General features: G+C 67.6%; 24 protein-coding genes and 2 pseudogenes. 18 read left to right on the forward strand and 8 right to left on the reverse strand.

Going from position 1 to position 22521, the window contains the following annotated elements; translation table 11 throughout:
• Both LRS12_RS03590 and LRS12_RS03595 read right to left on the reverse strand, forming a co-directional pair.
• Positions 1-2292, reverse strand: a complete 2292-nt coding sequence (locus LRS12_RS03590) for a J domain-containing protein (protein WP_257843354.1) — start codon at positions 2290-2292, stop codon at positions 1-3.
• The gene (locus LRS12_RS03595; RefSeq protein ID WP_257843355.1) at positions 2289-3989 is read right to left on the reverse strand and encodes an Hsp70 family protein; all 1701 of its coding nucleotides are present in this window, start codon (positions 3987-3989) and stop codon (positions 2289-2291) included. Before LRS12_RS03595 ends, LRS12_RS03590 begins: the two co-directional genes overlap by 4 nt.
• Positions 3990-4113: 124 nt before the next feature.
• Between LRS12_RS03595 and LRS12_RS03600 the strand changes: the two genes are divergently transcribed.
• A complete protein-coding gene (locus LRS12_RS03600) occupies positions 4114-4545 on the forward strand; it encodes a hypothetical protein (protein WP_257843356.1) in 432 nt (143 codons plus the stop codon).
• Here LRS12_RS03600 and LRS12_RS03605 read toward each other — a convergent pair.
• Positions 4493-5386 (reverse strand): DUF3667 domain-containing protein, encoded by an 894-nt coding sequence (locus tag LRS12_RS03605; protein WP_257843357.1) that lies wholly within the window; start codon positions 5384-5386, stop codon positions 4493-4495. The genes LRS12_RS03600 and LRS12_RS03605 overlap by 53 nt on opposite strands.
• Here LRS12_RS03605 and LRS12_RS03610 point away from each other — a divergent pair.
• The 5 genes from LRS12_RS03610 to LRS12_RS03630 are packed head-to-tail and all read left to right on the forward strand — an operon-like array spanning position 5385 to position 8380.
• On the forward strand, positions 5385-5609 hold the full coding sequence (locus tag LRS12_RS03610; RefSeq protein WP_257843358.1) for a hypothetical protein: 225 nt from the start codon (positions 5385-5387) through the stop codon (positions 5607-5609). The genes LRS12_RS03605 and LRS12_RS03610 overlap by 2 nt on opposite strands.
• Positions 5610-5621: 12 nt before the next feature.
• A complete protein-coding gene (locus LRS12_RS03615; RefSeq protein WP_257843359.1) occupies positions 5622-6878 on the forward strand; it encodes a glutamate-5-semialdehyde dehydrogenase in 1257 nt (418 codons plus the stop codon).
• On the forward strand, positions 6875-7495 hold the full coding sequence (locus tag LRS12_RS03620) for a nicotinate-nucleotide adenylyltransferase (RefSeq protein ID WP_257843360.1): 621 nt from the start codon (positions 6875-6877) through the stop codon (positions 7493-7495). The genes LRS12_RS03615 and LRS12_RS03620 overlap by 4 nt, the downstream gene beginning before the upstream one ends.
• A gap of 28 nt (positions 7496-7523) precedes the next feature.
• Entirely contained in the window at positions 7524-7922 is a 399-nt protein-coding gene (gene rsfS / locus LRS12_RS03625) for a ribosome silencing factor (RefSeq protein WP_257843361.1), read from the forward strand.
• A gap of 35 nt (positions 7923-7957) precedes the next feature.
• Positions 7958-8380 carry a 23S rRNA (pseudouridine(1915)-N(3))-methyltransferase RlmH gene (locus LRS12_RS03630; protein ID WP_257843362.1) on the forward strand — a complete coding sequence of 141 codons (423 nt, stop codon included), beginning with the start codon at positions 7958-7960 and terminating at the stop codon, positions 8378-8380.
• A gap of 452 nt (positions 8381-8832) precedes the next feature.
• On the opposite strand, the gene LRS12_RS03635 is transcribed toward LRS12_RS03630, so the two are convergent.
• Positions 8833-9081, reverse strand: a complete 249-nt coding sequence (locus LRS12_RS03635; protein WP_257843363.1) for a hypothetical protein — start codon at positions 9079-9081, stop codon at positions 8833-8835.
• A 94-nt stretch (positions 9082-9175) separates the two neighbouring features.
• Here LRS12_RS03635 and LRS12_RS03640 point away from each other — a divergent pair, with 94 nt between their 5' ends.
• The 10 genes and pseudogenes from LRS12_RS03640 to LRS12_RS03685 all read left to right on the forward strand — a co-directional run bounded on the left by LRS12_RS03640 (position 9176) and on the right by LRS12_RS03685 (position 18231).
• Complete coding sequence (locus LRS12_RS03640) at positions 9176-9667, forward strand: murein hydrolase activator EnvC (RefSeq protein ID WP_257843364.1); 492 nt, start codon at positions 9176-9178, stop codon at positions 9665-9667.
• Positions 9668-9755: 88 nt separating this feature from the next.
• The gene (locus LRS12_RS03645) at positions 9756-11105 is read left to right on the forward strand and encodes a S41 family peptidase (protein WP_257843365.1); all 1350 of its coding nucleotides are present in this window, start codon (positions 9756-9758) and stop codon (positions 11103-11105) included.
• Positions 11106-11113: 8 nt separating this feature from the next.
• Positions 11114-11580, forward strand: a pseudogene (locus LRS12_RS03650) (disulfide bond formation protein B).
• A gap of 38 nt (positions 11581-11618) precedes the next feature.
• Positions 11619-12110 (forward strand): demethoxyubiquinone hydroxylase family protein, encoded by a 492-nt coding sequence (locus LRS12_RS03655; protein ID WP_257845418.1) that lies wholly within the window; start codon positions 11619-11621, stop codon positions 12108-12110.
• Positions 12111-12132: 22 nt separating this feature from the next.
• Positions 12133-12534, forward strand: a complete 402-nt coding sequence (locus LRS12_RS03660) for a hypothetical protein (RefSeq protein ID WP_257843366.1) — start codon at positions 12133-12135, stop codon at positions 12532-12534.
• Positions 12535-12594: 60 nt separating this feature from the next.
• Positions 12595-13843: pseudogene (locus LRS12_RS03665) on the forward strand (putative DNA modification/repair radical SAM protein).
• A 62-nt stretch (positions 13844-13905) separates the two neighbouring features.
• Positions 13906-14388 (forward strand): hemerythrin domain-containing protein, encoded by a 483-nt coding sequence (locus LRS12_RS03670; protein WP_257843367.1) that lies wholly within the window; start codon positions 13906-13908, stop codon positions 14386-14388.
• A gap of 99 nt (positions 14389-14487) precedes the next feature.
• Entirely contained in the window at positions 14488-15687 is a 1200-nt protein-coding gene (locus tag LRS12_RS03675; RefSeq protein WP_257843368.1) for a parallel beta-helix domain-containing protein, read from the forward strand.
• Positions 15684-16883, forward strand: coding sequence for a hypothetical protein (locus LRS12_RS03680; protein ID WP_257843369.1), 1200 nt, complete (start codon positions 15684-15686; stop codon positions 16881-16883). The genes LRS12_RS03675 and LRS12_RS03680 overlap by 4 nt, the downstream gene beginning before the upstream one ends.
• The gene (locus tag LRS12_RS03685; RefSeq protein ID WP_257843370.1) at positions 16852-18231 is read left to right on the forward strand and encodes a UdgX family uracil-DNA binding protein; all 1380 of its coding nucleotides are present in this window, start codon (positions 16852-16854) and stop codon (positions 18229-18231) included. The genes LRS12_RS03680 and LRS12_RS03685 overlap by 32 nt, the downstream gene beginning before the upstream one ends.
• An 18-nt stretch (positions 18232-18249) precedes the next feature.
• On the opposite strand, the gene LRS12_RS03690 is transcribed toward LRS12_RS03685, so the two are convergent.
• From LRS12_RS03690 to LRS12_RS03700, 3 genes are read right to left on the reverse strand one after another with little or no spacing between them, the layout of a single operon-like run.
• On the reverse strand, positions 18250-18576 hold the full coding sequence (locus LRS12_RS03690; protein ID WP_257843371.1) for a hypothetical protein: 327 nt from the start codon (positions 18574-18576) through the stop codon (positions 18250-18252).
• Between the two features lie 42 nt (positions 18577-18618).
• The gene (locus tag LRS12_RS03695; RefSeq protein WP_257843372.1) at positions 18619-19134 is read right to left on the reverse strand and encodes a DUF177 domain-containing protein; all 516 of its coding nucleotides are present in this window, start codon (positions 19132-19134) and stop codon (positions 18619-18621) included.
• On the reverse strand, positions 19131-19652 hold the full coding sequence (locus LRS12_RS03700) for a ubiquinol-cytochrome C chaperone family protein (protein WP_257843373.1): 522 nt from the start codon (positions 19650-19652) through the stop codon (positions 19131-19133). The genes LRS12_RS03695 and LRS12_RS03700 overlap by 4 nt, the downstream gene beginning before the upstream one ends.
• A 113-nt stretch (positions 19653-19765) precedes the next feature.
• Between LRS12_RS03700 and LRS12_RS03705 the strand changes: the two genes are divergently transcribed.
• Both LRS12_RS03705 and LRS12_RS03710 read left to right on the forward strand, forming a co-directional pair.
• Positions 19766-20239, forward strand: coding sequence for an outer membrane protein assembly factor BamE (locus LRS12_RS03705; protein ID WP_257843374.1), 474 nt, complete (start codon positions 19766-19768; stop codon positions 20237-20239).
• A 133-nt stretch (positions 20240-20372) separates the two neighbouring features.
• Complete coding sequence (locus LRS12_RS03710; protein WP_257843375.1) at positions 20373-20888, forward strand: RcnB family protein; 516 nt, start codon at positions 20373-20375, stop codon at positions 20886-20888.
• 111 nt (positions 20889-20999) lie between these two features.
• On the opposite strand, the gene LRS12_RS20230 is transcribed toward LRS12_RS03710, so the two are convergent.
• The gene (locus LRS12_RS20230) at positions 21000-22394 is read right to left on the reverse strand and encodes a penicillin-binding transpeptidase domain-containing protein (protein WP_374581237.1); all 1395 of its coding nucleotides are present in this window, start codon (positions 22392-22394) and stop codon (positions 21000-21002) included.
• Positions 22395-22521 lie beyond the last annotated feature (127 nt).

Here is a 22521-nt window from a genome sequence, read left to right on the forward strand (position 1 = left end):
CTATTTCTTCTCTGACTTCGGAGCGGCCCGCGCGATCAGCGTGGGCCGCATTGTCTTGGCGATGTCGGCATCGTCCTGCGCGACCAGCGCCTCCATCATCGCGATCCGTGCTTCGCATTTCGCCACCGGATCGCTGCCATCGAGCGCCCTGGCGAAGCGATCCGCCGCCGCCGCATCGCCATTGGCGGCGATGCGCAGCAGCTCGATTGCCTTGATCTCCCGACCCGTGGTCAAGCCGCGAATATCAGCCGGCTTGCTCGCGGCCACCCGCAGCGCATGCGCATAATGCCGCTCGCGCAGCGGCTTGCTCAGCACGGGCTCGGCGACACCCGGTTCGCCCGCACAGGCACGCGGACTAGCGCTGCGATCTTCGCGCAGCCGGGCGAGGCGGATATCCATCTCAGCCGCGATCAATGACGCCGGCGCGAGCGCGAGCCGTTTCCGATAGGCGGCGTTGACCAGCCGGTCGATCTCCTGCGACCCCTTGTAAAAATCACGCGACCCGTCCGCCATCCCCTTCCGGACAGCTGCGACCGCCGCGTAGAGTTCGGGATTGCCGGTCTTCACCGCGCGAAAGCCCGGCTCGGCCGCCTCCAGCGCCATCATCGGATCGGCGGGAACCACCGAAATCGGCGGGGGCAGACCGTTGCCGCCCGGCTTGTCCGGAACCGACAATATGGCGGCGACCACCAGCATCGCCCAGAGCAGCATGTTGGCTAGCGACGCGACCCCGTCGCCGCGCCCATTGGGGTCGCCGGCACGCAGCCCGCTCATCAGCACGAGGCCCGTACACGCCGCCGCGCCCCATGGGATCAGCGGCGTCCCCGGCATCCAGTCACTTCGCATGACCGCCGCGACGATCAGCGCAAGCAACAGTCCCAGCGCGATCAGGATCGGGCGTGGCGCGATCAGCTGCGCGATCGCCGTGCGCGCCGACAGGCCGACCAGCCCGCTCGATGCCGCAAACACCAGCACCAGCGCCTGTTCCTCGACCCGCATAGCGGCAAAGGCCGGGCCGACGAACGCGCCGACGACCCCGAGCATGATCACCCGCCGCCACGGCACGCCGCCACCGCCTTCGCTCCCGTCGAGCACGAAGATGGTCAGCGCCAGGGTAAAGGCCGATGCGGCGATTCCTGCCGCGACCCATGGGCTCAGCGGCAGGCCGATCGCCGTCAGCGTAACCACAAGCCACAGCCCGAACCGCCAGCCAAAACCCGCGGGCGTCGCCGCCAGCCCCTGCCCGCGCCGCCAGCGCAGCGGGGTGACGAAGCGCCAATGGAGGATCGCAAGCACGACCCCCACAGATCCCGCCGCCGCCGCGCCCCACAGACGCAGCGCCGGGGTCGCGCCGACCAGCGCGAACAGCCCCGCCGCCAGCGTGCCGATCAGCAGCAGCGAAAGCTCGGCAAACCCAAAGCGCGGCGCGTCGAGATGCGCGCGCCACCAGTCCGCCGCCTTGGGGTGGAAGCTGTGCGCGATCCCCGGCACCTCATAATCGGCAAGGTCGAAGAGCTGGCGAATTTGCCCGGCGATACCGGGACGCAGCGCCACAATCCGCCTGCGCCAGCCGGGTGCCTTGCCGTCGATCAGCGCGCGCCAGCCCGCGCCCAGCCCGTGATCGCCACGTCCGAACGACGCGATCAGCCGCCATTCGTCCAGCCGTGCCCGCAGCGACCACACGGCGGGCGGGTGGTTGCCCTCCGCTTCCCAGCCGAATGCCGCCATCGCTGGTTGCAGGATCGCGTCGCTGCGCGGGATGGTGTCGGCGATCAGCGCGGCGAGGCGGTATTCGGTGCGCGCGCGCCGATCGATCTCCATCAGCGCGGGGGTGCCCATCACTGCGTCGAACGTGGCGCGCAGTGCCTCGCGATCCTTGAACCACGGCCCGCGCAGCCCGGCATCAAGTTCGCCGAGCAGCCGTTCAAGTTCGGCGGCTTCAGCCGCGCGTGTCGCTTCGAACGGGTCGGGCGGAACCGAAGATGCCGGTGGCGCATCGGGCGGTAGCGGCAGCGCAGGTTCGAATGCCTCGGGTTCGTCGACGGCGACAAGGACAGGAACCGGATCGTCAGCGGACGGCTCGACCTCCGCCTCTTCCTCCGCGTCATCCCAATCGTCGAAATACTGATATTCAACCCAGCGCAGCGCCTGTTCATAGGCTTCGCGCAGCGCCATGAATCCCTTGGCGTCGTCCTCGGGATTGGTGGTCTTGAGCTTGGCGGCATAGGCGCGGCGGATGGTCGCGCGGTCGCTCCCGCGCGGCACGCCGAGCACCTGCCACCATTGCTTCACAGAAAGGTCTCGCCCTCAAGCTGGTCGAGCGCGGCGTGGAGTTCCTTGCGCGCGGTCTCGATCGTGCGCGGATCCTGTGTCTCCAGCGCGGCGGCAAAGCGCGACATCGCCTCCCCCACCCAGTAACGCTGCTCGCCCAGGAAATTCTCGTAGCATTTTTCGCCGCGCGCGATCGCCGCCTTGTTCTCCGCCTCGTCGCGCGGATGTACCTTGAGCCCCGCCAGTGCCGCCCGCGCCTTTTCCAGGGCGGCCGGGTCCGCGACATTGCCGTCGTTGATCGTCAGGCTGACCGTCTCCCCGGTCTGCGGCACGACGATATCGACCTCCAGCAGGCCGGAGATGTCGTATGAAAAGCGCACATCGACCGCCTGCCCCGCTGCCGCGCGCGGTACCTGTACCGTCGTTCGCCCGATCTCGACATTGTCGCGGACCAGCCGTGCCTCGCCCTGGAAGATGCCGAATTCCACCTTGGTCTGGTTGTCGTGCATCGTGCTGAATGTGTGCATCCGGCTTGCCGGGATGACCGTGCCGCGTTCGATGATCGGCGCGAACAACCCGTCCTCGATCCCGCCGCCTGGCAAGCGCCGGGCGACCTCCACCCCAAGCGAATAAGGGCAGACATCGGTGACGACCACCTCGTTGAGCGCCGAGTCCCGCGACTTCAGCCCCGCCTGCACCGCCGCGCCCAGCGCCACCGCCTCGTCCGGGTTCACCGTCGCATTGGGAAAGCGACCGAACATCCGCGTTACCGCGCTGCGCACCACCGGCATCCGCGTCGCGCCGCCGATCAGGATGATTTCGGACAGCTCCGCGCTCTTGATCCCCGAATCGCGCATCGACCGCAGCACGGGTTCGCGCAGCCGGTCGATCAGCGGCTTGGCCGCTACCTCGAACATCGCGGTGGTGACGGTGTGGCGATATTCGGCATCGTTCCACACGATCCGCATCTCCGCCTCACCCGTACTGCTCAGCGTGCGGCGTGCGCGTTCGGCGGCTTCGCGCAGTTTCTGGTGCAGCGCATCGTCGCCGCGCCCGGCATCGCCGAATTCGCCGGCATGCGCGTCGCGCATCAGGCTCACCAGCAGCTCGTTGAAATCCTCGCCGCCCAGATGATTGTCGCCGGTCGAGGCGCGCACCTCGATAATGCCTTCGAAAATCTCGACGATCGACACGTCGAACGTGCCGCCGCCCAGGTCGAAGACCAGGAAGCGCGATTCATCGGCGAGCTGATGGATGCCGTATGCGAGCGCGGCGGCGGTCGGTTCGTTGACCAGCCGCTCGACCTTCAGCCCCGCCAGTTCGCCCGCGCGGTGCGTCGCCTTGCGCTGCTTGTCGTTGAAATAGGCGGGGACGGTGATCACCGCCTCGGTCACTTCCTGCTTGAGGAACTCCTCGGCATCGGCCTTGAGGCTGCGCAGGATCAGCGCCGACAATTCCTCGGGCGCGAAGCTGCGCTTGCCCAGCTTCGTCGTGCGCTGGGTACCCATATAGCGTTTGAATGCGGTGGCCGTGACGTCAGGATGGCTCGCCATCCGCTCGCGCGCCGCAAGCCCGGTAATGACGTCGCCATTGGCGTCGATGCTGACCGCCGACGGGGTCAACATATGACCGAGCCGGTTGGGGATCAGCTCCGCCGCTCCATCACGAAAGACCGCCGCGGCACTGTTCGTGGTGCCGAGGTCGATACCGATAATCATGTTACACAATCCCCCGTCGAATCGGTGGAACTCTAACGGGCAGAGCGCCGCTGTGAAGCTGACGAATTCATATGGCGTTCAAGCCGCTTGTCGTGTTTCTTCGCCGGATCGAGGGAGGATGCGGATGCGGGCGATGGTGGCGGTATTGGCGGGGGCGGCGCTGCTCCTTCCGGTAAGTGCGCAGGCGATGAGTGTCGCCGAGTTCCTGGCCAGGGCGAATGCGCTCAAGGCCAAGGGGTTTCTCGCGCTCGGCTCCCCTGACATCAAGCTGCTGAAGGGCGAGATGGAGGGTGTCGCCACCGCCTATCGCGCCGACATCGTCGCCGCGCGTCAAGCAGGGCGCACGCCGCACAGCTGCCCCCCGCCCAAGGGCAAGGCCAATATCGGCAGCAAGGAACTGCTCGCCGAGTTCAGAATCGATTCCCGCCGCCCAACGCGGCATGAGCGTCAAATCCGCCTTCTACGCCATGATGAAGAAGCGCTATCCCTGTCGAGGCTGAGGTTCAGCCCAGCAACCCCAGGCCCAGCAGCAGCAGGGCGAACAAGGTCACAATAATGCTGATGAACACCAGCAGCGCAAAGGTACGCAGCAGCGCCTTCCACGCTGGCTGGCGATAGGCGCCCTTGAGCTGGAAGAAGATATGCACCGGCGGCGCGAACATCGCGACCGACGCGATCACATCGCGCGGCACACCCAGGGCCGACCCGATCATCAGCGCGATGAACAGCAGCGACATGAACGCGAGCGAATAGGTGACAAAGACCGCATGGTCATATCCCTTGAACCGCGGTCGCCACAGGAACAGCGCCCATACGAACGGGATCGACAGGGGAATCAGCGCCCAGCTGAATTTGTAGCTGTTCGTCTGGAGCTTGTAGAGCGCGAGACCGGGGTTCCGCTCCATCTTCTCGATCCCCTTGTCGAGCCGCGGCCAGCCGGTCTTGAGCCCGGAGGGCAGGCCGGTGCGACCGCTCAAGGTCGTCGGTATGCGGTTGAGCTCCTCAAGATCGGTGGACAATTTGTCGATCTTCTTGTCGAGTGCCTTGGCACGCTCACTCCCGGTTTCCGCCTTCGCCCGCGATGCGCGCGCAGCGTTGAGCGATTCCTCGGTATTCTTGCGCGCGAACTGAAGGCCGCTCTCGAACTGCGCGGTGGTGCCGACCTCCGCTGGCGGTGACACGCCCATGATCTGCAGCACCGCGAACATCGTGAAGACCGAAAACAGGAACATCGCCATCGGCGACACGAAATGCGCGCGCTCGCCGAAGATGTAGCGGCGGGTCAGCTCGCCCGGGCGAAAGGCGAGAAGGGGGAAGCGTGTTCCACAATTTGCCCTCGAAATGGACGACGCCGTGCAGGATTTCGTGCCAGATCGCCCCGATCGTGCGGTGGACATGCCCGACCTGTCCGCAGCGATGGCAATGCGGCCCAACCAGCTGCGTCCCGCAATTCAGGCAGATTCCGGGGCCGTGATCGCCGCCCTCGCCATGCGATCGCTCGACCGCGCGGCCGAACAGCGTGCCCGTGACCAGATCCCCGGCTGCGTCGAATTCCCCCATGAAGCTCATCTATCAGCTTGGAAAAGCCCGCGCGATAGGGACTTTGCAGCTGCAGCATGATAGCGCGGTGCGATGGAACAGGATGCGCAGACGTTGATCGCCGACATGGGTGCCCGCGCCCGCAACGCCGCAATCTTGCTGGCCGGACTGCCGACCGAGGCCAAGGCGGCAGGACTGCGCGCGGCGGCCGCGGCGATCCGCACGGATGCCGATGCAATTCTGGCAGCCAATGCGCGCGATGTGGAAACTGCGACTGCAAACGGCCTGTCGGGCGCACTGCTCGACCGGCTGCGGCTCGATTCCGCGCGGCTCGACGGCGCGGCGGCAGGGGTCGAGGCGGTCGCAGCGCTGGCCGATCCGGTCGGTGCGGTGATCGACGCCAGCGAACGCCCCAATGGCTTGCAGCTCAGCCGCGTGCGCGTGCCGATCGGGGTGATCGGCATCATCTATGAAAGCCGCCCCAACGTCACGGCCGACGCGGCGGCATTGTGCGTGATGAGCGGCAATGCCGCGATCCTGCGCGGAGGATCCGAAGCGGCGCACAGCAATCGCGCGATCCACGCCGCCTTTGCGCGCGGCCTGGTCGAAGCGGGCCTACCTGCCGATGCCGCACAACTGGTGCCGACCACCGATCGCGCGGCGGTGGGTGCGATGCTCAGGGCAGATGGCCTGATCGACCTGATCGTCCCGCGCGGCGGCAAGAGCCTGGTCGCGCGGGTGCAGGCTGAAGCGCGCGTCCCGGTGCTCGCCCATCTCGACGGCATCAACCACCTATATATCGACCGCGCCGCCGATCCCGCGATGGCGGTGGCGCTCGCGGTCAACGCCAAGATGCGCCGCACCGGCATTTGCGGCGCAACCGAGACGTTGCTGATCGACCGCGCCTTCGCCGATCCCGCACCGGTCCTGTCCGCGCTGGCCGACACCGGATGCGAGCTGCGTGGCGACGCCGATGTCCGCATGATCGAGCCGCGCGCGGTCGCCGCGAATGCCGAGGACTGGGACACCGAATATCTCGACTCGATCCTCTCGGTCGCTTTGGTCGACGGGATCGACGGCGCGCTGGCGCATGTCGCGCGCCACTCCAGCCGCCACACCGACGCGATCGTCACCGACGACGACGCCACCGCCGAGCGCTTCCTCAACGCCGTCGACAGCGCGATCGTGATGTGGAACGCCTCGACCCAGTTCGCCGACGGCGGCGAGTTCGGACTCGGTGCCGAAATCGGCATCGCCACCGGTCGCCTCCACGCCCGCGGCCCGGTCGCGCTTGAGGGGCTGACGACGTATAAATGGGTCGTGCGCGGGACGGGTCAGGCACGTCCTTGAAACGCGTCGGCCTCCTCGGCGGGTCGTTCAACCCGGCGCATCGCGGGCATCGCGCGATCTCGCTCCACGCCTTGCGCGCGCTCGAACTGGACGAGGTGTGGTGGCTGGTGTCCCCCGGCAATCCGCTCAAGGAAGCGAAGGGCATGGCCCCCTTCGCCGCGCGGACGGCCTCGGCGCGCGCGATGGCGCGCCACGCGCCGATCCGGCCGACCGCAGTCGAACAGCGGCTCAAGACCCGCTACACCGTCGATACGCTCACGAAACTTCCTCGCCTCTTTCCCCGTCACCAGTTCGTCTGGTTGATGGGCGCGGACAATCTGGCACAGTTCGACCAGTGGCGCGGGTGGCGGCGGATCGCGCGGCAGGTTCCGATTGCGGTGATCGCGCGTCCGGGCTATGACAGAGACGCTCATGCAAGCCCTGCAATGAGCTGGCTGCGGCGTTTCGTGCGGCCCGCACGCCAGGCGAAGAACTGGACGAAGTGGAGTTTGCCGGCCCTGGTGCTGTTGCGCTTCCGCCCCGACACGACTTCGGCGACCCGCCTCCGCGCCGCCGACCCCGGCTGGCATCGGACCTATGCCCATGGCCGCACGCCGCCCGATCCGACTGAAATTTAGTCCTATGCACATCAACCCAGGAGTCACCTTGCCCGCTTCCCCTCAACTCGATGCCCCCGCGTCCGCCAAGGGCATCGCCCCGGACGCCGACGCGCTGCATCGACTGGTCCTCGCTTCGCTCGACGACGATCAGGCGGTCGAAACCGTCTCGATCCCGCTCGCAGGCAAGAGCAGCATCGCCGACTATATGGTCGTGGCGAGCGGCCGATCGACGCGCCAGGTCGCATCGATGGCACAGAAGCTGGCCGAGAAGATCAAGGCCGAACGCGGCCACAGCCCGCGGATCGAAGGTCTGCCGACCGCCGACTGGGTGCTGATCGACGCGGGCGACGTGATCGTCCACCTGTTCCGTCCCGAAGTCCGCACCTTCTACAATCTTGAGCGGATGTGGGCGTTTGGCGACAGCACGCCCGCGGGCAACGCCTGAATTGAACCGCGGTACCGGCCTTCTGGACTGATCCGATGCTCCTGCACATCGTCGCGCGCGGGCGTATCGGTCGCAGCCCGGAGGCCGAACTGGTCGATCGCTATCTCAAGCGCGTCACCCTGCCCACGCGCGTGACCGAACTTCCGGAAAGCGGCGGCAAGATGCCGGCAGTCGATCCCGGCACGCGCATCGTGATGCTCGATGAAAAGGGCGAAAACATCCCCTCGCGTGTCTTTGCCGAGCGACTTCAGGCATGGCGCGAGGACGGGGTGCGCGAGACACGGTTTCTGATCGGTGCCGCCGACGGGTTCGACGATGACGCGCGTGCCGGGGCCGACCTGCTGATCTCCTATGGCCGCGCGACCTGGCCGCACATGATGGCGCGCGCGATGCTGGCCGAACAATTGTGGCGCGCGACCAGCATCCTCGCCAACCACCCCTATCACCGCGAGGGGTAGAGATGGGCGACGCATCCCCTTCATTTGTGCTCCCGCGAAGGCAGGAGCCCAGGGTTGAACGCGCATCGCTCCTGGTCCTGGGCCCCTGCCTTCGCAGGAGCACATATCTTGTCGCAGCAGTCCTGCTCCTGGCAACCGCCGGGGCCGCTGCCCTGCGTGCGCAGACCCCTTCGATCACCGACCAGCGTGCGCAGCTCAGCGCCGCGAACAAGGCGGCGAAGGACGCCGAGGCACGCGCACAGCAGCTCCAGCGCGCCGCCGCCGCCGAGCGCGACGAGGCCCGCCGCGCCCGTACCCGCGAAGCCGCGATCGCCGCCAGCATCCAGGCGGCGGAGGCGGAGATCGCCGCGGCCCGCGCACGCATCGCGATCGTCGACCGGATGCTGGCGGCGCAGCGTACCAGGCTCGCCGAGCGCCAGGGACCGATCGCGCGGCTGATGGCGGCGCTTCAGTCACTCGCCCGCCGCCCCGCGATACTCGGGCTGGTTCAGCCCGGATCGACCAAGGATATCGTGCATGTCCGCGCTGTGCTGGGCGCGGTCACCCCGGCGATGCGTGCGCGCACCGCCGATATCCGCGCCGAGATCGCCCGCACCCGCCGATTGCGCGACGGCGCTCAGATCGCGGCCAAAAGCCTCGCCGATGGCCGTGCGCGGCTCCAGAACGACCGGCTCGCGCTGGTGGGGGCCGAGGCCGAGCACCGCCTCAAATCGGTCGGCTACCGGCGCGAGGCGATGTTCAGAATCGGATCGCGCACTGGCGCTGGGCGAACAGGCCCGCGACCTGGTCGACCTGATGGATACGATGGGCGAGGCCGCCGAGACCCGCGCCGCACTGGAGGCGCTGCCCGGCCCGCTGCCCCGCCCGGCCACGGGCGACGCCACCACAGCAGCGGTCACCGCCGCTCCAAAGCGCAGCGGCCCGCCGCCCTATCGCCTGCCGGTCGCGGGCACGGTCGTCACCGGCCTTGGCGAGCTGTCCGACACCGGCGTGCGTGCGCGCGGGCTGACGCTGGCGACATGGCCGGGCGCGCAAGTGGTCGCACCGACCGCCGGCCGCGTGATCTATGCCGGTCGCTTCCGCCGCTATGGCAATATCGTGATCCTCGATCATGGCGGCGGCTGGACATCGCTGGTTGCCGGGCTCGATGCCGTGATGGTCAAGGTCGGCGACACGCTGATCCAGGGCGCCCCGCTCGGCCGCGCACCCCAGCGCGACGGCCCGCGCGTCACCGTCGAGCTGCGCCGCCAGGGTCGCCCGGTCGATCTGGCGCAGTTGCTCGATTGATGCCCCGCCATTGCCGCCCGCTTGCCGCTTTGCCGCCACGCGGTTCCGGTCTATCTTGTCCCGAAATCCCGCTGAGGAAGTACCGCGTATGATCCGTCCCATCCTCCAGGTTTCCGCTGCGGTCGGCGCGCTGGCGCTGATCCCCGTGACCACCGGCGCAATGGCAAGCGTCGATACGTCGAGCTATCGCGAGCTCGACGCGTTCATGGACGTCTACACCCGGGTGAAGGCCGCCTATGTCGAGAAGGTCGACGACAAGACGCTGATTCAGGGCGCGATCGACGGCATGCTCGCCAGCCTCGACCCGCACAGCTCCTATGTCGACGCGCTCGCCTTCGACAATCTGCGACTCCAGACCGACGGCAATTATGGCGGGCTCGGCCTTTCGGTCACGATGGAGGACGGCGCGGTCAAGGTGATCACCCCGACCGAGGATACCCCGGCATGGAAGGCGGGGATCAAGGCGGGCGATTATATCACCCATCTCGACGGCAAGCTGATCTATGGTGGCACGCTGGACGAGGCGATCACCCAGATGCGCGGCGCGCCCGGCACCAAGATCACCGTCCGCATCGTCCGTCCCGGTCGCGACAAGCCGTTCGATGTCGCGCTCGTCCGCGAGACGATCATCCAGAAGGCGGTGAAGTGGGAGGTGCAGGACGGCATCGGCATCCTCAACATCAACACCTTCAGCGCCACCACTGCGTCCGACATGCGCGCCGGTATCGCGGCGATCGAAAAGCAGCTGGGCGGCAAGCCCAAGGGCTATGTCATCGACCTGCGCGGCAATGGCGGCGGTCTGCTCAATCAGGCGATCGAGGTCAGTGACGCATTTCTGACGCATGGCGAGATCGTGTCGCAGCGCGGCCGCGAAAAGAGCGATATCGAGCGCTGGTACGCCGAATCGGCGATCCGCGGCGATCTGACGCGCGGTGTGCCCTTGGTCGTGCTGGTCGATGCCGGCACCGCGTCGGCGTCGGAAATCGTCGCGGGCGCGCTGCAGGATCACCACCGGGCGCTGGTGCTCGGCGAAAAGACCTTCGGCAAGGGGTCGGTCCAGTCGCTGCTCCAGCTCGGCCCGCGCACCGCGCTGCGCCTGACCACCGCACGCTACTACACGCCGTCGGGCAAATCGGTGCAGGAGGGCGGGATCGAGCCCGATATCGCCGTCCCGCAGATTTCCGACCCCGATTACAAGACCCGCCCCGTGTTCCGTGAGGCCGACCTGCGCCGCCACCTGATCAACGAGACCAAGGTGGATAATGCGGTGCTGGAGGAAGATACCAAGACCGATCCGCGCTTCGCCGCCACCGCCGAAGAATTGGAAAAGAAGGGGATCAAGGACTTCCAACTCCACTACGCGCTGCAGACCATCGCCCGCACCGCCACGCCTGCACGCATGGCCGCGGGCGGCGCGACCAAGGCCGGGACGCGCTGAGGTCCGCGATGACGCCCAGCCGCACCGCGCAATCGCTGGCGCTGCTCATCCCGCTCGCGCTGATCGCGGGCGCGCTGACCAGCCAATATGGCTTTGGCCTGTTCCCGTGCGAGATGTGCATGTGGCAGCGCTGGCCGCACTACACCGCGATCGTGCTGGCGGCGCTGTCGTTCGTCGTAGCGCCGGCACGGGCGCCCTTGGTGGCGCTCGCGACGCTCGCCATCGCGGTCAGCGGTGCGATCGGCGCGTTCCACGCCGGGGTCGAATATGGCTGGTGGGAGGGGCTCACCCAATGCGCGACCAGCTTTGGTGGTGAGGGCAGCGCGCTCGACCGGATCATGAATGCGCCGGTTGTGCGCTGTGACGTCGCACCCTGGGATCTTTTCGAGTGTCACTGGCCGGATGGAATGCGATCTTTTCGCTCGGGGGAGCGTTGGTGATCGCGATTCTCCTGCTGAAGGGCCGCAAGACGTGAAGTGGAAACCCGGAGACCCCCGTCGCGACATCGACTCGATGATCCGCGTCGATCAGGCTGGCGAATATGGCGCGACGCGCATCTATGCGGGCCAGCTCGCGGTGATGGGCGACCGGCACGACATGGCGCGCGCGATTTCCGGCATGGCCAATCAGGAAGAACGGCACCGCGCCTTTTTCGATGCGATGATCGCGCGGCGGGGCGTGCGCCCGACCGCGCTGCAACCGGTGTGGAACGCCGCGGGCTTTGCGCTCGGCGCGGCGACGGCGGCGATCGGCCCGGCGGCGGCGATGGCGTGCACGGTGGCGGTAGAGACCGAAATCGACCTCCACTACCAGGAACAGCTCGACGCGCTGGGTGAGGACGATCCGGAACTGGCCGCTGCAGTGGCCGAATTCCGCGCCGAGGAGCTGGAACATAGGGACAGCGCATTGGCGGCGGGTGCGGAGACGGCCCCCGCCTATCCGCTGCTCGCCGGGGCGATCCGTTTGGCATGCAAGACCGCGATTGCGGTATCGAAGCGGCTGTGAGCGCCGCAAGGAGTCGATGACGATGAAGACGATCCTGCTGACCCTGTCCGCCGCCGCATCCGCGCTGGCGCTGCCCGCGCTCCCCGCCCTGGCCCAGAACGCGCCGCAGAACGGCGTCTTGGTTATCTATGGCGATGACAAATGCCCGACCAACGCCGATGGCGACGAGATCGTGATCTGCGTCCGCCGCCCCGCAGGCGAGCGGTTCCGGATTCCGAGCGAGTTGCGCGACACCGAAGTCTCGCCCCAGCGCGAAAGCTGGGCGGTCCGCCAGCGTTCGGCGCTCACTGCGGGCGACACCGGAATCGGAAGCTGCTCGGCAGTCGGCCCGGGCGGCGGCATCGGCTGTTCGACGCGCGAAATCCAGGCGGGCAAAGCCGAGGCGGACCAGCGCAAGCGGGCGGAGAAGGTTCTGCCAGACTAGAGTCTGCGGCGCGCGCCGACATGACTCGACACGGAAGTAGTTGGAACATATAAAGAACATATGGCCCAACTCGACCTGCGTGAGAAGCCTCGAAATCCTTGCCGACGCCGCGAAATATGACGCGTCCTGCGCGTCGTCCGGTACGGCCAAACGGAAATCCTCGGGCGGCAAGGGGCTTGGGTCGACCGAGGGGATGGGCATCTGCCACGCTTATGCCCCCGATGGACGCTGCATCAGCCTGCTCAAGATCCTGCTGACCAACAGCTGCATCTTCGACTGCCATTATTGCATCAACCGCAAGAGCTCGAACGTCCGCCGCGCGCGCTTCACCGCGCAGGAGGTCGTCCGCCTCACCCTCGATTTCTACCGCCGCAATTATATCGAAGGGCTGTTCCTCTCCTCGGGCATCATCCGCTCGCCCGATTACACGATGGAGCAGATCGTCGAAGTCGCGCGCAGCCTGCGCGAGGATCATGATTTCCGCGGCTATATCCATCTGAAGACGATCCCCGACGCCGATCCGGGCCTGATCCATCAGGCCGGACTGCACGCCGACCGGCTGTCGATCAATGTCGAGCTGCCCACCGTCGCCGGCCTGACCCGTCTCGCCCCGGAAAAGTCCGCGCCCCGAATCGAAGGGGCGATGCGCGACCTGAAGCGCGACATCGAGGATACGGGCGACGCGCGCAAACGCTACCGCTCCGCCCCGAAATTCGCGCCGGCCGGCCAGTCGACCCAGATGATCGTCGGTGCCGACGCCGCCACCGACCGCGACATCGTCGGCCGCGCCGCCGGGCTGTACGGCCGCTTCGGCCTGCGCCGCGTCTATTACTCCGCGTTCAGCCCCATCCCCGACGCGAGCGCCGTCCTCCCGCTCCAGCGCCCGCCGCTGATGCGCGAACACCGTCTCTACCAGTCCGACTGGCTGATGCGTTTCTACGATTATCGTCCCGACGAGGTCGCCGATGCCGCCGATCCCGCGACCGGCATGATGCCGCTCGACATCGATCCCAAGCTCGCCTGGGCGTTGAAGCATCGCGCCAGCTTTCCGGTCGACGGCAACACCGCCCCGCGTCAGGCATTGCTGCGCGTCCCCGGCCTCGGCGTGAAAGCCGTCGACCGCATCCTGGTCTCGCGCCGCTGGCGGCGGCTGACACTGGCCGATGTCGCGCGGCTCACCGTGTCGGTGAAAAAGCTCAAGCCCTTCCTCATCACCAGCGACTGGCGCCCGACCTTGCTCGCCGACCGCGCCGACCTGCGCCCGCTGGTTGCGCCGCCGGCAAGGCAGATGGAGCTGTTCGCGGCGTGAGAATGAGTCGCGTGTGAAACAACCCGTCGTGCGAGCGGTTGAGCGCGCAAAGGAGACTTTGCATGGCCGAGGAACGCATTTTCGAAGACCTGATCCAGGACCATAATCGCCAGCGCGACCTGCTCGACCGCATCGCCGCGACCAGCGGCGACAGCGAGGAGCGCCGCACGCTGTTCGAGGAACTGCGCGTCGAGCTTCAGGCCCACGCCGCCGCGGAGGAGGAATCGCTCTACGCGACGATGCTCGCCAACCCCGAGCTGCGCGACGAGGCCCGCCATTCGGTGTCGGAGCATAAGGAAGTCGACGACATGCTGGGCGAGCTGGTCGAGATGGAAATGTCGTCGAGCGGCTGGCTGACCAGGTTCAAGACGATGCGCGACCGCTACCTCCACCATATCGACGAGGAGGAGGAAGAGATGTTCCCCGCCGCATCCAAGGATCTGGACGACGCGACCAAGGCCAAGCTCGCGGCGATCTTCGAGAAGCGCAAGCCGAAGGAACTGGAACGCGCCGAAGACGAAATGCCGGGCGACGCGCGGGAGTAGCGATACTCTTGATCGTCACCCCGGGCTACTGACACCCGTGTAAACGGCTGGACGAGACCAACGGACTCGGTAAGCTCCTCAAAAAACGAGGAGAGGCCCATGATCCGCACCGCCGTGAGCGCCATCGCGTTGCTCGCCACCGCGTCCATCGCGCACGCCGAAACGCTCAAGGTCCCCGCCGGCCCCGACGCGCAGGAGCGGCTGCAACAGGCGCTGCTCGACGCCAAGCCCGGCGATACCATCGAAATCGGCCCCGGCCGGTTCGAGCTGACCGACGGCCTCAGCCTCGACATCGACAAGGTCACCGTGCGCGGCGCCGGCCCGGACAAGACCATCCTCAGCTTCAAGGGCCAGCTCGGCGCGGGCGAAGGCCTCCTCGTCACCTCCGACGATGTCGTCCTGCGCGGCTTCGCGGTCGAGGACAGCAAGGGCGACGGCATCAAGTCCAAGGGCGCCGACCGCATCGTCTACAAGGACATCCGCGTCGAATGGACCGGCGGCCCGAAGGAGAGCAACGGCGCATACGGCGTCTATCCCGTATCCAGCAGTCACATCCTGATCGACGGCGTCACCGTGAAAGGCGCGTCGGATGCCGGCATCTATGTCGGCCAGTCGGAGCGGATCATCGTCCGCAACAGCTTCGTCTCGCACAATGTCGCGGGGATCGAGATCGAGAACAGCAATCACGCCGACGTGTTCGGCAACACCGCGACGAAGAATACCGGCGGCATCCTCGTGTTCGACCTGCCCAACCTCCCCCGCATGAACGGCGGCGCGGTGCGCGTCTATGGCAACAAGGTGTTCCTCAACGACACCCCCAATTTCGCGCCCAAGGGCAATATCGTCGCCACCGTGCCCAAGGGGACCGGCGTTCTCGTGATGGCCAATGACGGGGTGCATGTGTTCGACAACGACCTGACGGACCATGCCACCGCCAACGTCATCATCATGTCGTATCGCCAGAGCTACGAGGACAAGAACTACAATCCCTATCCGCGCCATGTCGTCATATCCGGCAACCGCCACGGCCGCGCCGGGTTCGAGCCGGGGGTCGAGGGTGGCGGCTTCCTTGTCGCGGCGTTCGGCGGCGCGGCACCGCCGGTCTGGTGGGACGGCACCGGCACTGTCGCCGAGCTGGGCCTGCACGTCGCCGATCCGGTGCCGATCCTGACCCTCGGCCTCGCACTCGGCGCGCCGACCAGCTCGGCCAAGCCGGGCAAGGCGGAGTTGAACGCTCCCGCTGCACCACGCCCCGCCGCCGTGGTGCTCCCCGCAGCGATGGAGGCAGCGGCCAAGTGACCCGCGCGGGACTCGCCCTGTTGGCCCTATGCGCGGCGGCGTTCGGCGTCGCTGCGGCAAGCCAGCCTGCGCGGGTCAACGATGCCGCGATCACCGCCGACGGCTACCCCGCCAAACTGTCAGACTATGGCTTCTTCACCGACCTGGCCAGGCGCACCCCTGCGGCGCGCGTGGTGGGCTACGACCTCGAAACCGCGCTCTTCTCCGACTACACCGCGAAGCAGCGCTTCATCTATGTCCCCGCCGGAGCACAGGCGAAGTATGACGCAAATGCCGCGTTCGACTTCCCGGTCGGTTCGGCCCTCATCAAGACCTTCGGCTACGGCGCGGGCACCGCGTTCAAGCCGATCGAGACCCGCCTGCTGCTCCGTCGCGCCTCGGGCTGGGTCGCGATCCCCTATGTGTGGAACGCCGAAGGCACCGATGCCGTCGTCAAGCGCGCCGGCGCCCGCCTTCCGGTCAGCTTCACCGACCCGTCAGGCCGCGCGCGCCACATCAGCTACGCCGTTCCCAACCAGAACCAGTGCAAGGATTGCCACGCGCTCGCCGGCCAGATCGCGCCGATCGGCCCAAAGGCACGCTACCTCAACCATCACGGGCAGCTACAGGCGCTGGTCAAGGCGGGCCTGCTCGACCGCGCACCTGCCAACGCCCCGCGCGTCGCCCGCTGGGACGACAAGAAAGCCCCGCTCGACGCTGCGCGCGCGCCTATCTCGAAATCAACTGCGCGCATTGCCACAATCCGGCGGGGGCGGCGTCCAACTCCGGCCTGTTCCTCGAACTCGACCGCACCGACCCGGTCGCACTCGGCATCGGCAAGCGCCCGGTCGCGGCAGGACGCGGGAGCGGCGGGCGCGACTTCGCGATTGCGCCGGGCAATGCCGAAGGCTCGATCCTCATCTACCGCCTGCGCAGCACCGACCCCGGCATCGCCATGCCCGAACTCGGCCGCGCCACGGCGCACGACGAAGGGATCGCGTTGCTCAGCGAATGGATCGAAACGCTCCCCGCGCGTTAGATTGCGTTCGGCTACGCCGAAGACGGCACCAGCCCGCTCCCCCACCCGGCCACCCATTTCAGAATATCCTGTCGATGGGTGGCCGGGTGGGGGAGCGGGCTGGTGCGGCAACCGTTTCAGCTTTGCTGAAACCGCAAAGGACTCAAATGCGCGTCGTAGCACTAGCTTCACAGGATGATTTTGACGGCTGGCGCGACGCCGCCCGGTCGCTCGCCGCCGCGCGCATCGATCCGTCGGACGTGGTGTGGCAAGTCGGCGATCATCCCGCCGACCTGTTCGGCGACGAAGCCGTCCTCCCCTCTGCCGCTCCCGAACTGCGCGTCTCGCGCCGTTTCATCGAACTCGCGCGCGAGGCGATCCTGCACAGCGACCCCGAACGCTTCGCCCTGCTCTACGCGCTGCTTACCCGCGTGATCGCCCGACCGGGCAGTATCGAGGACAAGGCCGATCCGCTGCTCCGCCGCCTCGACGACATGGCCAAATCCGTCCGCCGCGACATTCACAAGATGCGCGCGTTCCTGCGCTTCCGCGAAGTCACCGACGACAGCGGCGCCCGCTTCATCGCCTGGTTCGAGCCGGATCATCACATCGTCCGTGCGAACGCGCGCTTCTTCGTCGACCGCTTCCACACGATGCGCTGGTCGATCCTGACGCCGGAGGTCTCGCTTCATTGGGACGGAGAAGCCCTGAGCGAAGGGCCGGGTGCCAGCAAGAGCGACGCGCCGCAGGACGATCCCGTCGAGGCCATCTGGAAGACCTATTACGCCTCGATCTTCAACCCCGCTCGGCTCAAGACCGGCGCGATGCTCAAGGAAATGCCGCGCAAATACTGGAAAAACATGCCCGAGACCGCGTTGGTACCGGACCTCATCAAGGGTGCCCGTGCCCGCGAGCTGGCGATGGTGGAGACGGCACGGATGACCGGCCCCGGCGACAATGCGACCAAGGCGTGGGAATCGCTGCGCGACGAAGCGATGGCCTGCACCCGCTGCCACCTCTACAAACATGCGACCCAGACCGTGTTCGGCGAAGGCCCGGTCGATGCCCCGCTGATGCTGGTCGGCGAACAACCGGGCGATCAGGAGGATCTTGCCGGTCGTCCGTTCGTCGGCCCCGCCGGGCAGTTGCTCGACGAGGCACTGGCGCAGGCGGGCATCGACCGTACCGCCGCCTATCTCACCAACGCGGTCAAGCATTTCAAATTCGAACCGCGCGGCAAGCGCCGCATCCACGCCACCCCCGATGCGGGAGAGGTCAGCGCCTGCCGCTGGTGGGTCGAACAGGAATTGCTGATCGTCCGGCCTAGGGTGGTCATCGCGCTCGGTGCCACCGCCGCGCGGTCGCTGCTGGGGCGAGCCGTGACCATCTCCCGCGAACGCGGCCGCGCGATCCCGCTCGATTCAGGTGCGGAAGCCTGGATCACCGTCCACCCCAGCTATCTGCTGCGCCTCCCCGACCCGGATGCCAAGGCCGCGCAGCACGCCGCCTTCATCGCCGACCTGCGCGCCGCCGCCGCGCGACTTTGACAGCGCGCGCCGACAGGATCACTCTGCGCGTCGAGGTGGCATGATGCGACTCGGGGTGATCGCAGCGTTGACGCTCGCGGCCTGTGGCTTGCCATCCACATCCACGCTCGCGGCACATGCCCAGACCATGCCGCCGCCGCCACCGCCGCTCCTGCCCGCGCCGATGCCGATGCCGCCGCCACCGCCGCCGGTCGTCATCACCCCGCCGGTCGAGCCTTCGGATTCCGCCGTGCCCGACGCCGAATGCACGCCGCGCACCCCGCTGCCCCGCCCGAGCGGCGCACCATCGACGCCGACCGGCGGCGCGACGACCCAGCGCGACGAGCCCAAAGCCCCCTGCCCCACCTGCCCGCCGCCCTGTTAGAGTTGCATCCAGCTAAGCCGGTGTCAGTCCGGCTTCCTGAGCTTAGCCAACGCCGCGAACGGCCCGGTCTCGTCCTCGCCCAGCACGCCCGCCGCCCGCAGCACCTCGTCCGCGCGCGGACTGCGCGGAAACGGGTCGAGCGCCAGCGCCAGCGTCTCCGCCGCCGCCTCGCCCAGGTCGATCGCCCCGCCGGTGTAGAACACGGTGTCGCACTCTTCATCCGACAGCTCGATCTCGTCCCCCTCGACATTGCCTTCGGGCAGGAAGCGGATCGCGAAGTCTTCCTCGATCTGCGCGGGAACCGGATCGCCGGTAACGCTGCACGGCTGCACGACCGCGCCCGACAGATGTCCGCGCGCGATCACCCCGGTCGCGTCGCGATGCACGCCAATCTCCGCGTCGAGCCGCTCGATCGCGATCAGCCCGAATCGCTTCGCCAGCGCCGCACGCTCATCGGCATTCGCCGCGATCGTGACGCGGTGTTCGCCCTTGCCGATCGCATCGAGCCGCTGGGGCCGGGAAAATTCAGGCGCGATCACGGCATTCGTCCGGCGAGCAGATCGTCATGCGGCACATCGGCAAGCCGCGCGCGCAGCGCGCGCAGCCCGGCGGCGGAATGCGCCAGCGCGTCGGCACCCGGATCCTCGCCACGATAGAGGTTGCGCAGCAGCGCGTCCTCGAACGCGCCAGGGGCCGCATCGTCGGCCAGCGCGTCGCGATACGCGCCGATGCGCCCGCCGAGCAGCGCCATCATCTTGCCGATCCCCTTGCCGACGACGACATCGCCGATCCCGATCTGGCGCAGCTGGCCGTCCATGTCGTCGACGAAACATTCGGTCAGCCGCGCGGTGGTTTCCGCTGCGGTCGGATCATGCTCGATCCGCAGCATTACGATTCCCAATACGCTCGCGATCATGTCGAACCGCCCGTTGACGGTGTCGGGCACCGCCCCCGCCTCGTACCAGTGCGGCTCCCGCCCGCGCGCCACCACCGCCTGATAGAGCGCCGCCGCCGGGTTCTCTGGCTTTCGCCCGGTCAGCTTTTCCCACAATCGCATTGTCAAACTCCAATCGCCTCTCGGCGCTTGTTTGCCGGGGCCGCCCCGCATATTGAGGGGAACGGCCCGCGATGCAATGCGTGGCCTGTGCCCGCTTGGGGAGAGTGAGTTTGATGAAGTCCGCCCGTATCCTGTCCGTTGCGCTGTGCGGAACGATCCTGCTCGGCACCAGCGCCTGTGTGAAGCCGCTGCGCGGCTATCAGGGTTATGTGGTCGATGCGGATCTGGTGAACTCGGTCCAGCCGGGCGTGGATAATCGCGAATCGGTGCTGCAGACGCTGGGCAAACCGACGCTGACCAGCCAGTTCAACGAGGGCGAATGGTATTATGTCGGGCGCGCGACCCGCAACTTCGCCTTCAACAATCCGCGCGCGGAGCAGCAGACAACGCTGCGCATCCGGTTCGACGCGGCGGGCAACGTGACCGAAGTGACGCGCACCGGCTCGGAGCAGATCGCGAAGATCAACCCGACCGACAAGACGACCCCGACGCTCGGTCGCAAGCGCGGATTCTTTGAGGATCTGTTCGGCAATATCGGCACGGTCGGCGCGCCCGGCACCGGCGGCGGCGGACCTGGCGGGCCGTAACCCCTGTTGCGGTAGAACGGCACCGGTCGGCTCGCCTTTCTGGCGGCTTAATCGCCTATTCCCGAGCCGTTCAGCCGCAACCGCGTAATTTCCTCCCATACCGGTCAGAAGGACCGAGTCTAAGGAGGACGCAATGAAAAGATTGATCGCAACCGCGCTGATCGCCGCCGTCGCCATTCCGGTGATGGTGCCTGCCGCCAGCGCCCAATCGCAGCGCGAAGTACGCCGCGAACGGCAGGACCTGCGTGAAGAGCAGCGCGAACTGCGCGACGCGCGCCGCTATGGCGACCGCCGCGACGTCCGCCGCGAACAGCGCGACGTGCGGGAAGCCCGCCGCGACTATCGCGACGCGGTTCAGGATCGCAACCGCCGCTGGGGCGACAATGACTGGCGCACCTATCGCGGCTCGAACCGCGGCGTCTATGCCCGTGGCAACTGGCGCGCACCGTTCCGCTACCAGGGCTTCCGCGCCGGTGTTCGCATCGCGCCGACCTATTATGGCAGCCGTTACTTCATCAATGACCCGTGGCGCTATCGCCTGCCCCCGGCAGGTCGCTACCAGCGCTGGGTGCGTCACTATGACGACGTGCTGCTGGTCGACACCCGTCGCGGCGTCGTGATCCGGGTGCTGCGCAACTTCTACTGGTAAGTCACACCAAAAATGGCCGCGCCGACGGTTACGCTGTCGGCGCGGCCTAGACTTGGTTCCGGCCCGAAAGGGTAAGGACCGGATGCCAGAACGCGCCGGATTCGCATTGGTTCAGCGGACGGTAAACACCACCTGGTCGACCACCCGGCCGCCCGGTGCCACCAGCCGCAACTGGTGCCGTCCCGGCCCCGCGAGCACCATCGGCCGCGCATCCGCTACCCCCAGATCGCGCCCGTCGAGCGTCAGCCGATGGCCGATCATTTCCCCCGACACGCTGATCGCCATGCGTTGCCGCTCGATCGGGATATCCGGGTCGAGCGCATAGACGCTGCCCGCCACCGGGCTGACGATTCGCGGACGCCGCGCCACCGCCGGGGCCGCCGCAACCTGCGTCATCCCCGTCCCCGCCAGGAAATATTCGCGGCGCGGCTGTTCGATATTGCCGCCAAAACTGACCTGGCGCGCCTCGATTCCCGCCGGGCGTTCCGGCGCGCGCCCGGGTCGCTCGGCATGCAGCGCCATCATCACGTCGCGCCACACCGGCGCAGCGCCGCTGGTGCCCGAAACGGCGCGCATCGGATCGCCTTCAAGGTTCCCGACCCAGACGCCGACCGTGTAGCGGTCGGAAAAGCCGATGCACCAATTGTCGCGCATCGCCTTTGACGTCCCCGTCTTGACCGCGGCCCAGAAGGGCAGGCGCAGCGCCGAATCCATGCCAAAGGTCGAAGCCCGCGCCGCCGGATCGGCGAGCATATCGGCGACCAGCCACGCGGCCTGCGGCGTGGTCGTCACGCGATCTGCATCCGCCTTGGCATCCGCTTCGACATAGAGCGGCGCGAACCGCCCGCCCCGCGCAAGGCTGCGATAGGCGGCGACCTGCTCGACCAGCGTCACCTCCGCCGACCCGAGCGCAAGGCTGAACCCGTAATAGTCGCCGCTCTCGGTCAGCCCGCGATAGCCGCTGTCCCACAGCCGGTCGCGAAACGCCTCGACCCCGGTCAGGATCAAGGTCCGCACTGCCGGCACGTTGAGCGACCCCGCCAGCGCCGATCGCGCACTCACCGGTCCCTTGAACGCGCGGTCGTAATTCTGCGGCACATACAGCCCCGACGCGGTGTCGAGCTGCACCGGACTGTCGTCGAGGATCGATGCCGGGGTCAGATACCCCTTCTCGATCGCCTGTGCGTAGAGGAAGGGCTTGAGCGTCGAACCCGCCTGCCGATAGCTTGCCGCGCCATCGACCGACGGCGCGGTCGAGGCCCCGCCGATCCCGCCGACCCACGCCAGAATCTCGCCGGTCGCATTGTCCGCAACGATCACCGCCCCGTCCCGCGCGCGGGTGCCGCCAAGGCCGACCAGCTGTCGCCGCAGCGCACGGATCGCGACGCGCTGTACGTTCAGGTCGATCGTCGTCCTCACCCGCAGCCCCGGCTGGGTCAGCATCCGGTTCGCCAGATGCATCGCCAGCCCCGGATCGAGCGCAAGGCTGCGCGCCGGCCCCAGCATCGACGCCGCCGCCCCGGCAAATCGGCTGCAATCCGTGTCCCGCGACAGCGCGCACGCCCGCCGCGCAACACTGTCAGCCCCCGCCGCCGGGTCGGGCAGCAGCGCCGCGAGCAGCAGCCCATCGTCG

The organism is Sphingomonas sp. J344 (genome assembly GCF_024700005.1).
GTDB lineage: Bacteria > Pseudomonadota > Alphaproteobacteria > Sphingomonadales > Sphingomonadaceae > Sphingomonas.

Bases quoted from the DNA above. Each gene is read 5' to 3' on its own strand.
- LRS12_RS03595 (WP_257843355.1), bottom strand. From the start codon at position 3,989: ATGATTATCGGTATCGACCTCGGCACCACGAACAGTGCCGCGGCGGTC.
- LRS12_RS03600 (WP_257843356.1), top strand. From the start codon at position 4,114: ATGCGGGCGATGGTGGCGGTATTGGCGGGGGCGGCGCTGCTCCTTCCG.
- LRS12_RS03610 (WP_257843358.1), top strand. From the start codon at position 5,385: ATGCCCGACCTGTCCGCAGCGATGGCAATGCGGCCCAACCAGCTGCGT.
- LRS12_RS03605 (WP_257843357.1), bottom strand. From the start codon at position 5,386: ATGTCCACCGCACGATCGGGGCGATCTGGCACGAAATCCTGCACGGCG.
- LRS12_RS03615 (WP_257843359.1), top strand. From the start codon at position 5,622: ATGGAACAGGATGCGCAGACGTTGATCGCCGACATGGGTGCCCGCGCC.
- LRS12_RS03630 (WP_257843362.1), top strand. From the start codon at position 7,958: ATGCTCCTGCACATCGTCGCGCGCGGGCGTATCGGTCGCAGCCCGGAG.
- LRS12_RS03640 (WP_257843364.1), top strand. From the start codon at position 9,176: ATGGATACGATGGGCGAGGCCGCCGAGACCCGCGCCGCACTGGAGGCG.
- LRS12_RS03645 (WP_257843365.1), top strand. From the start codon at position 9,756: ATGATCCGTCCCATCCTCCAGGTTTCCGCTGCGGTCGGCGCGCTGGCG.
- LRS12_RS03655 (WP_257845418.1), top strand. From the start codon at position 11,619: ATGATCCGCGTCGATCAGGCTGGCGAATATGGCGCGACGCGCATCTAT.
- LRS12_RS03660 (WP_257843366.1), top strand. From the start codon at position 12,133: ATGAAGACGATCCTGCTGACCCTGTCCGCCGCCGCATCCGCGCTGGCG.
- LRS12_RS03670 (WP_257843367.1), top strand. From the start codon at position 13,906: ATGGCCGAGGAACGCATTTTCGAAGACCTGATCCAGGACCATAATCGC.
- LRS12_RS03675 (WP_257843368.1), top strand. From the start codon at position 14,488: ATGATCCGCACCGCCGTGAGCGCCATCGCGTTGCTCGCCACCGCGTCC.
- LRS12_RS03685 (WP_257843370.1), top strand. From the start codon at position 16,852: ATGCGCGTCGTAGCACTAGCTTCACAGGATGATTTTGACGGCTGGCGC.
- LRS12_RS03700 (WP_257843373.1), bottom strand. From the start codon at position 19,652: ATGCGATTGTGGGAAAAGCTGACCGGGCGAAAGCCAGAGAACCCGGCG.
- LRS12_RS03705 (WP_257843374.1), top strand. From the start codon at position 19,766: ATGAAGTCCGCCCGTATCCTGTCCGTTGCGCTGTGCGGAACGATCCTG.
- LRS12_RS03710 (WP_257843375.1), top strand. From the start codon at position 20,373: ATGAAAAGATTGATCGCAACCGCGCTGATCGCCGCCGTCGCCATTCCG.
- LRS12_RS20230 (WP_374581237.1), bottom strand. From the start codon at position 22,394: ATGCTGGGGCCGGCGCGCAGCCTTGCGCTCGATCCGGGGCTGGCGATG.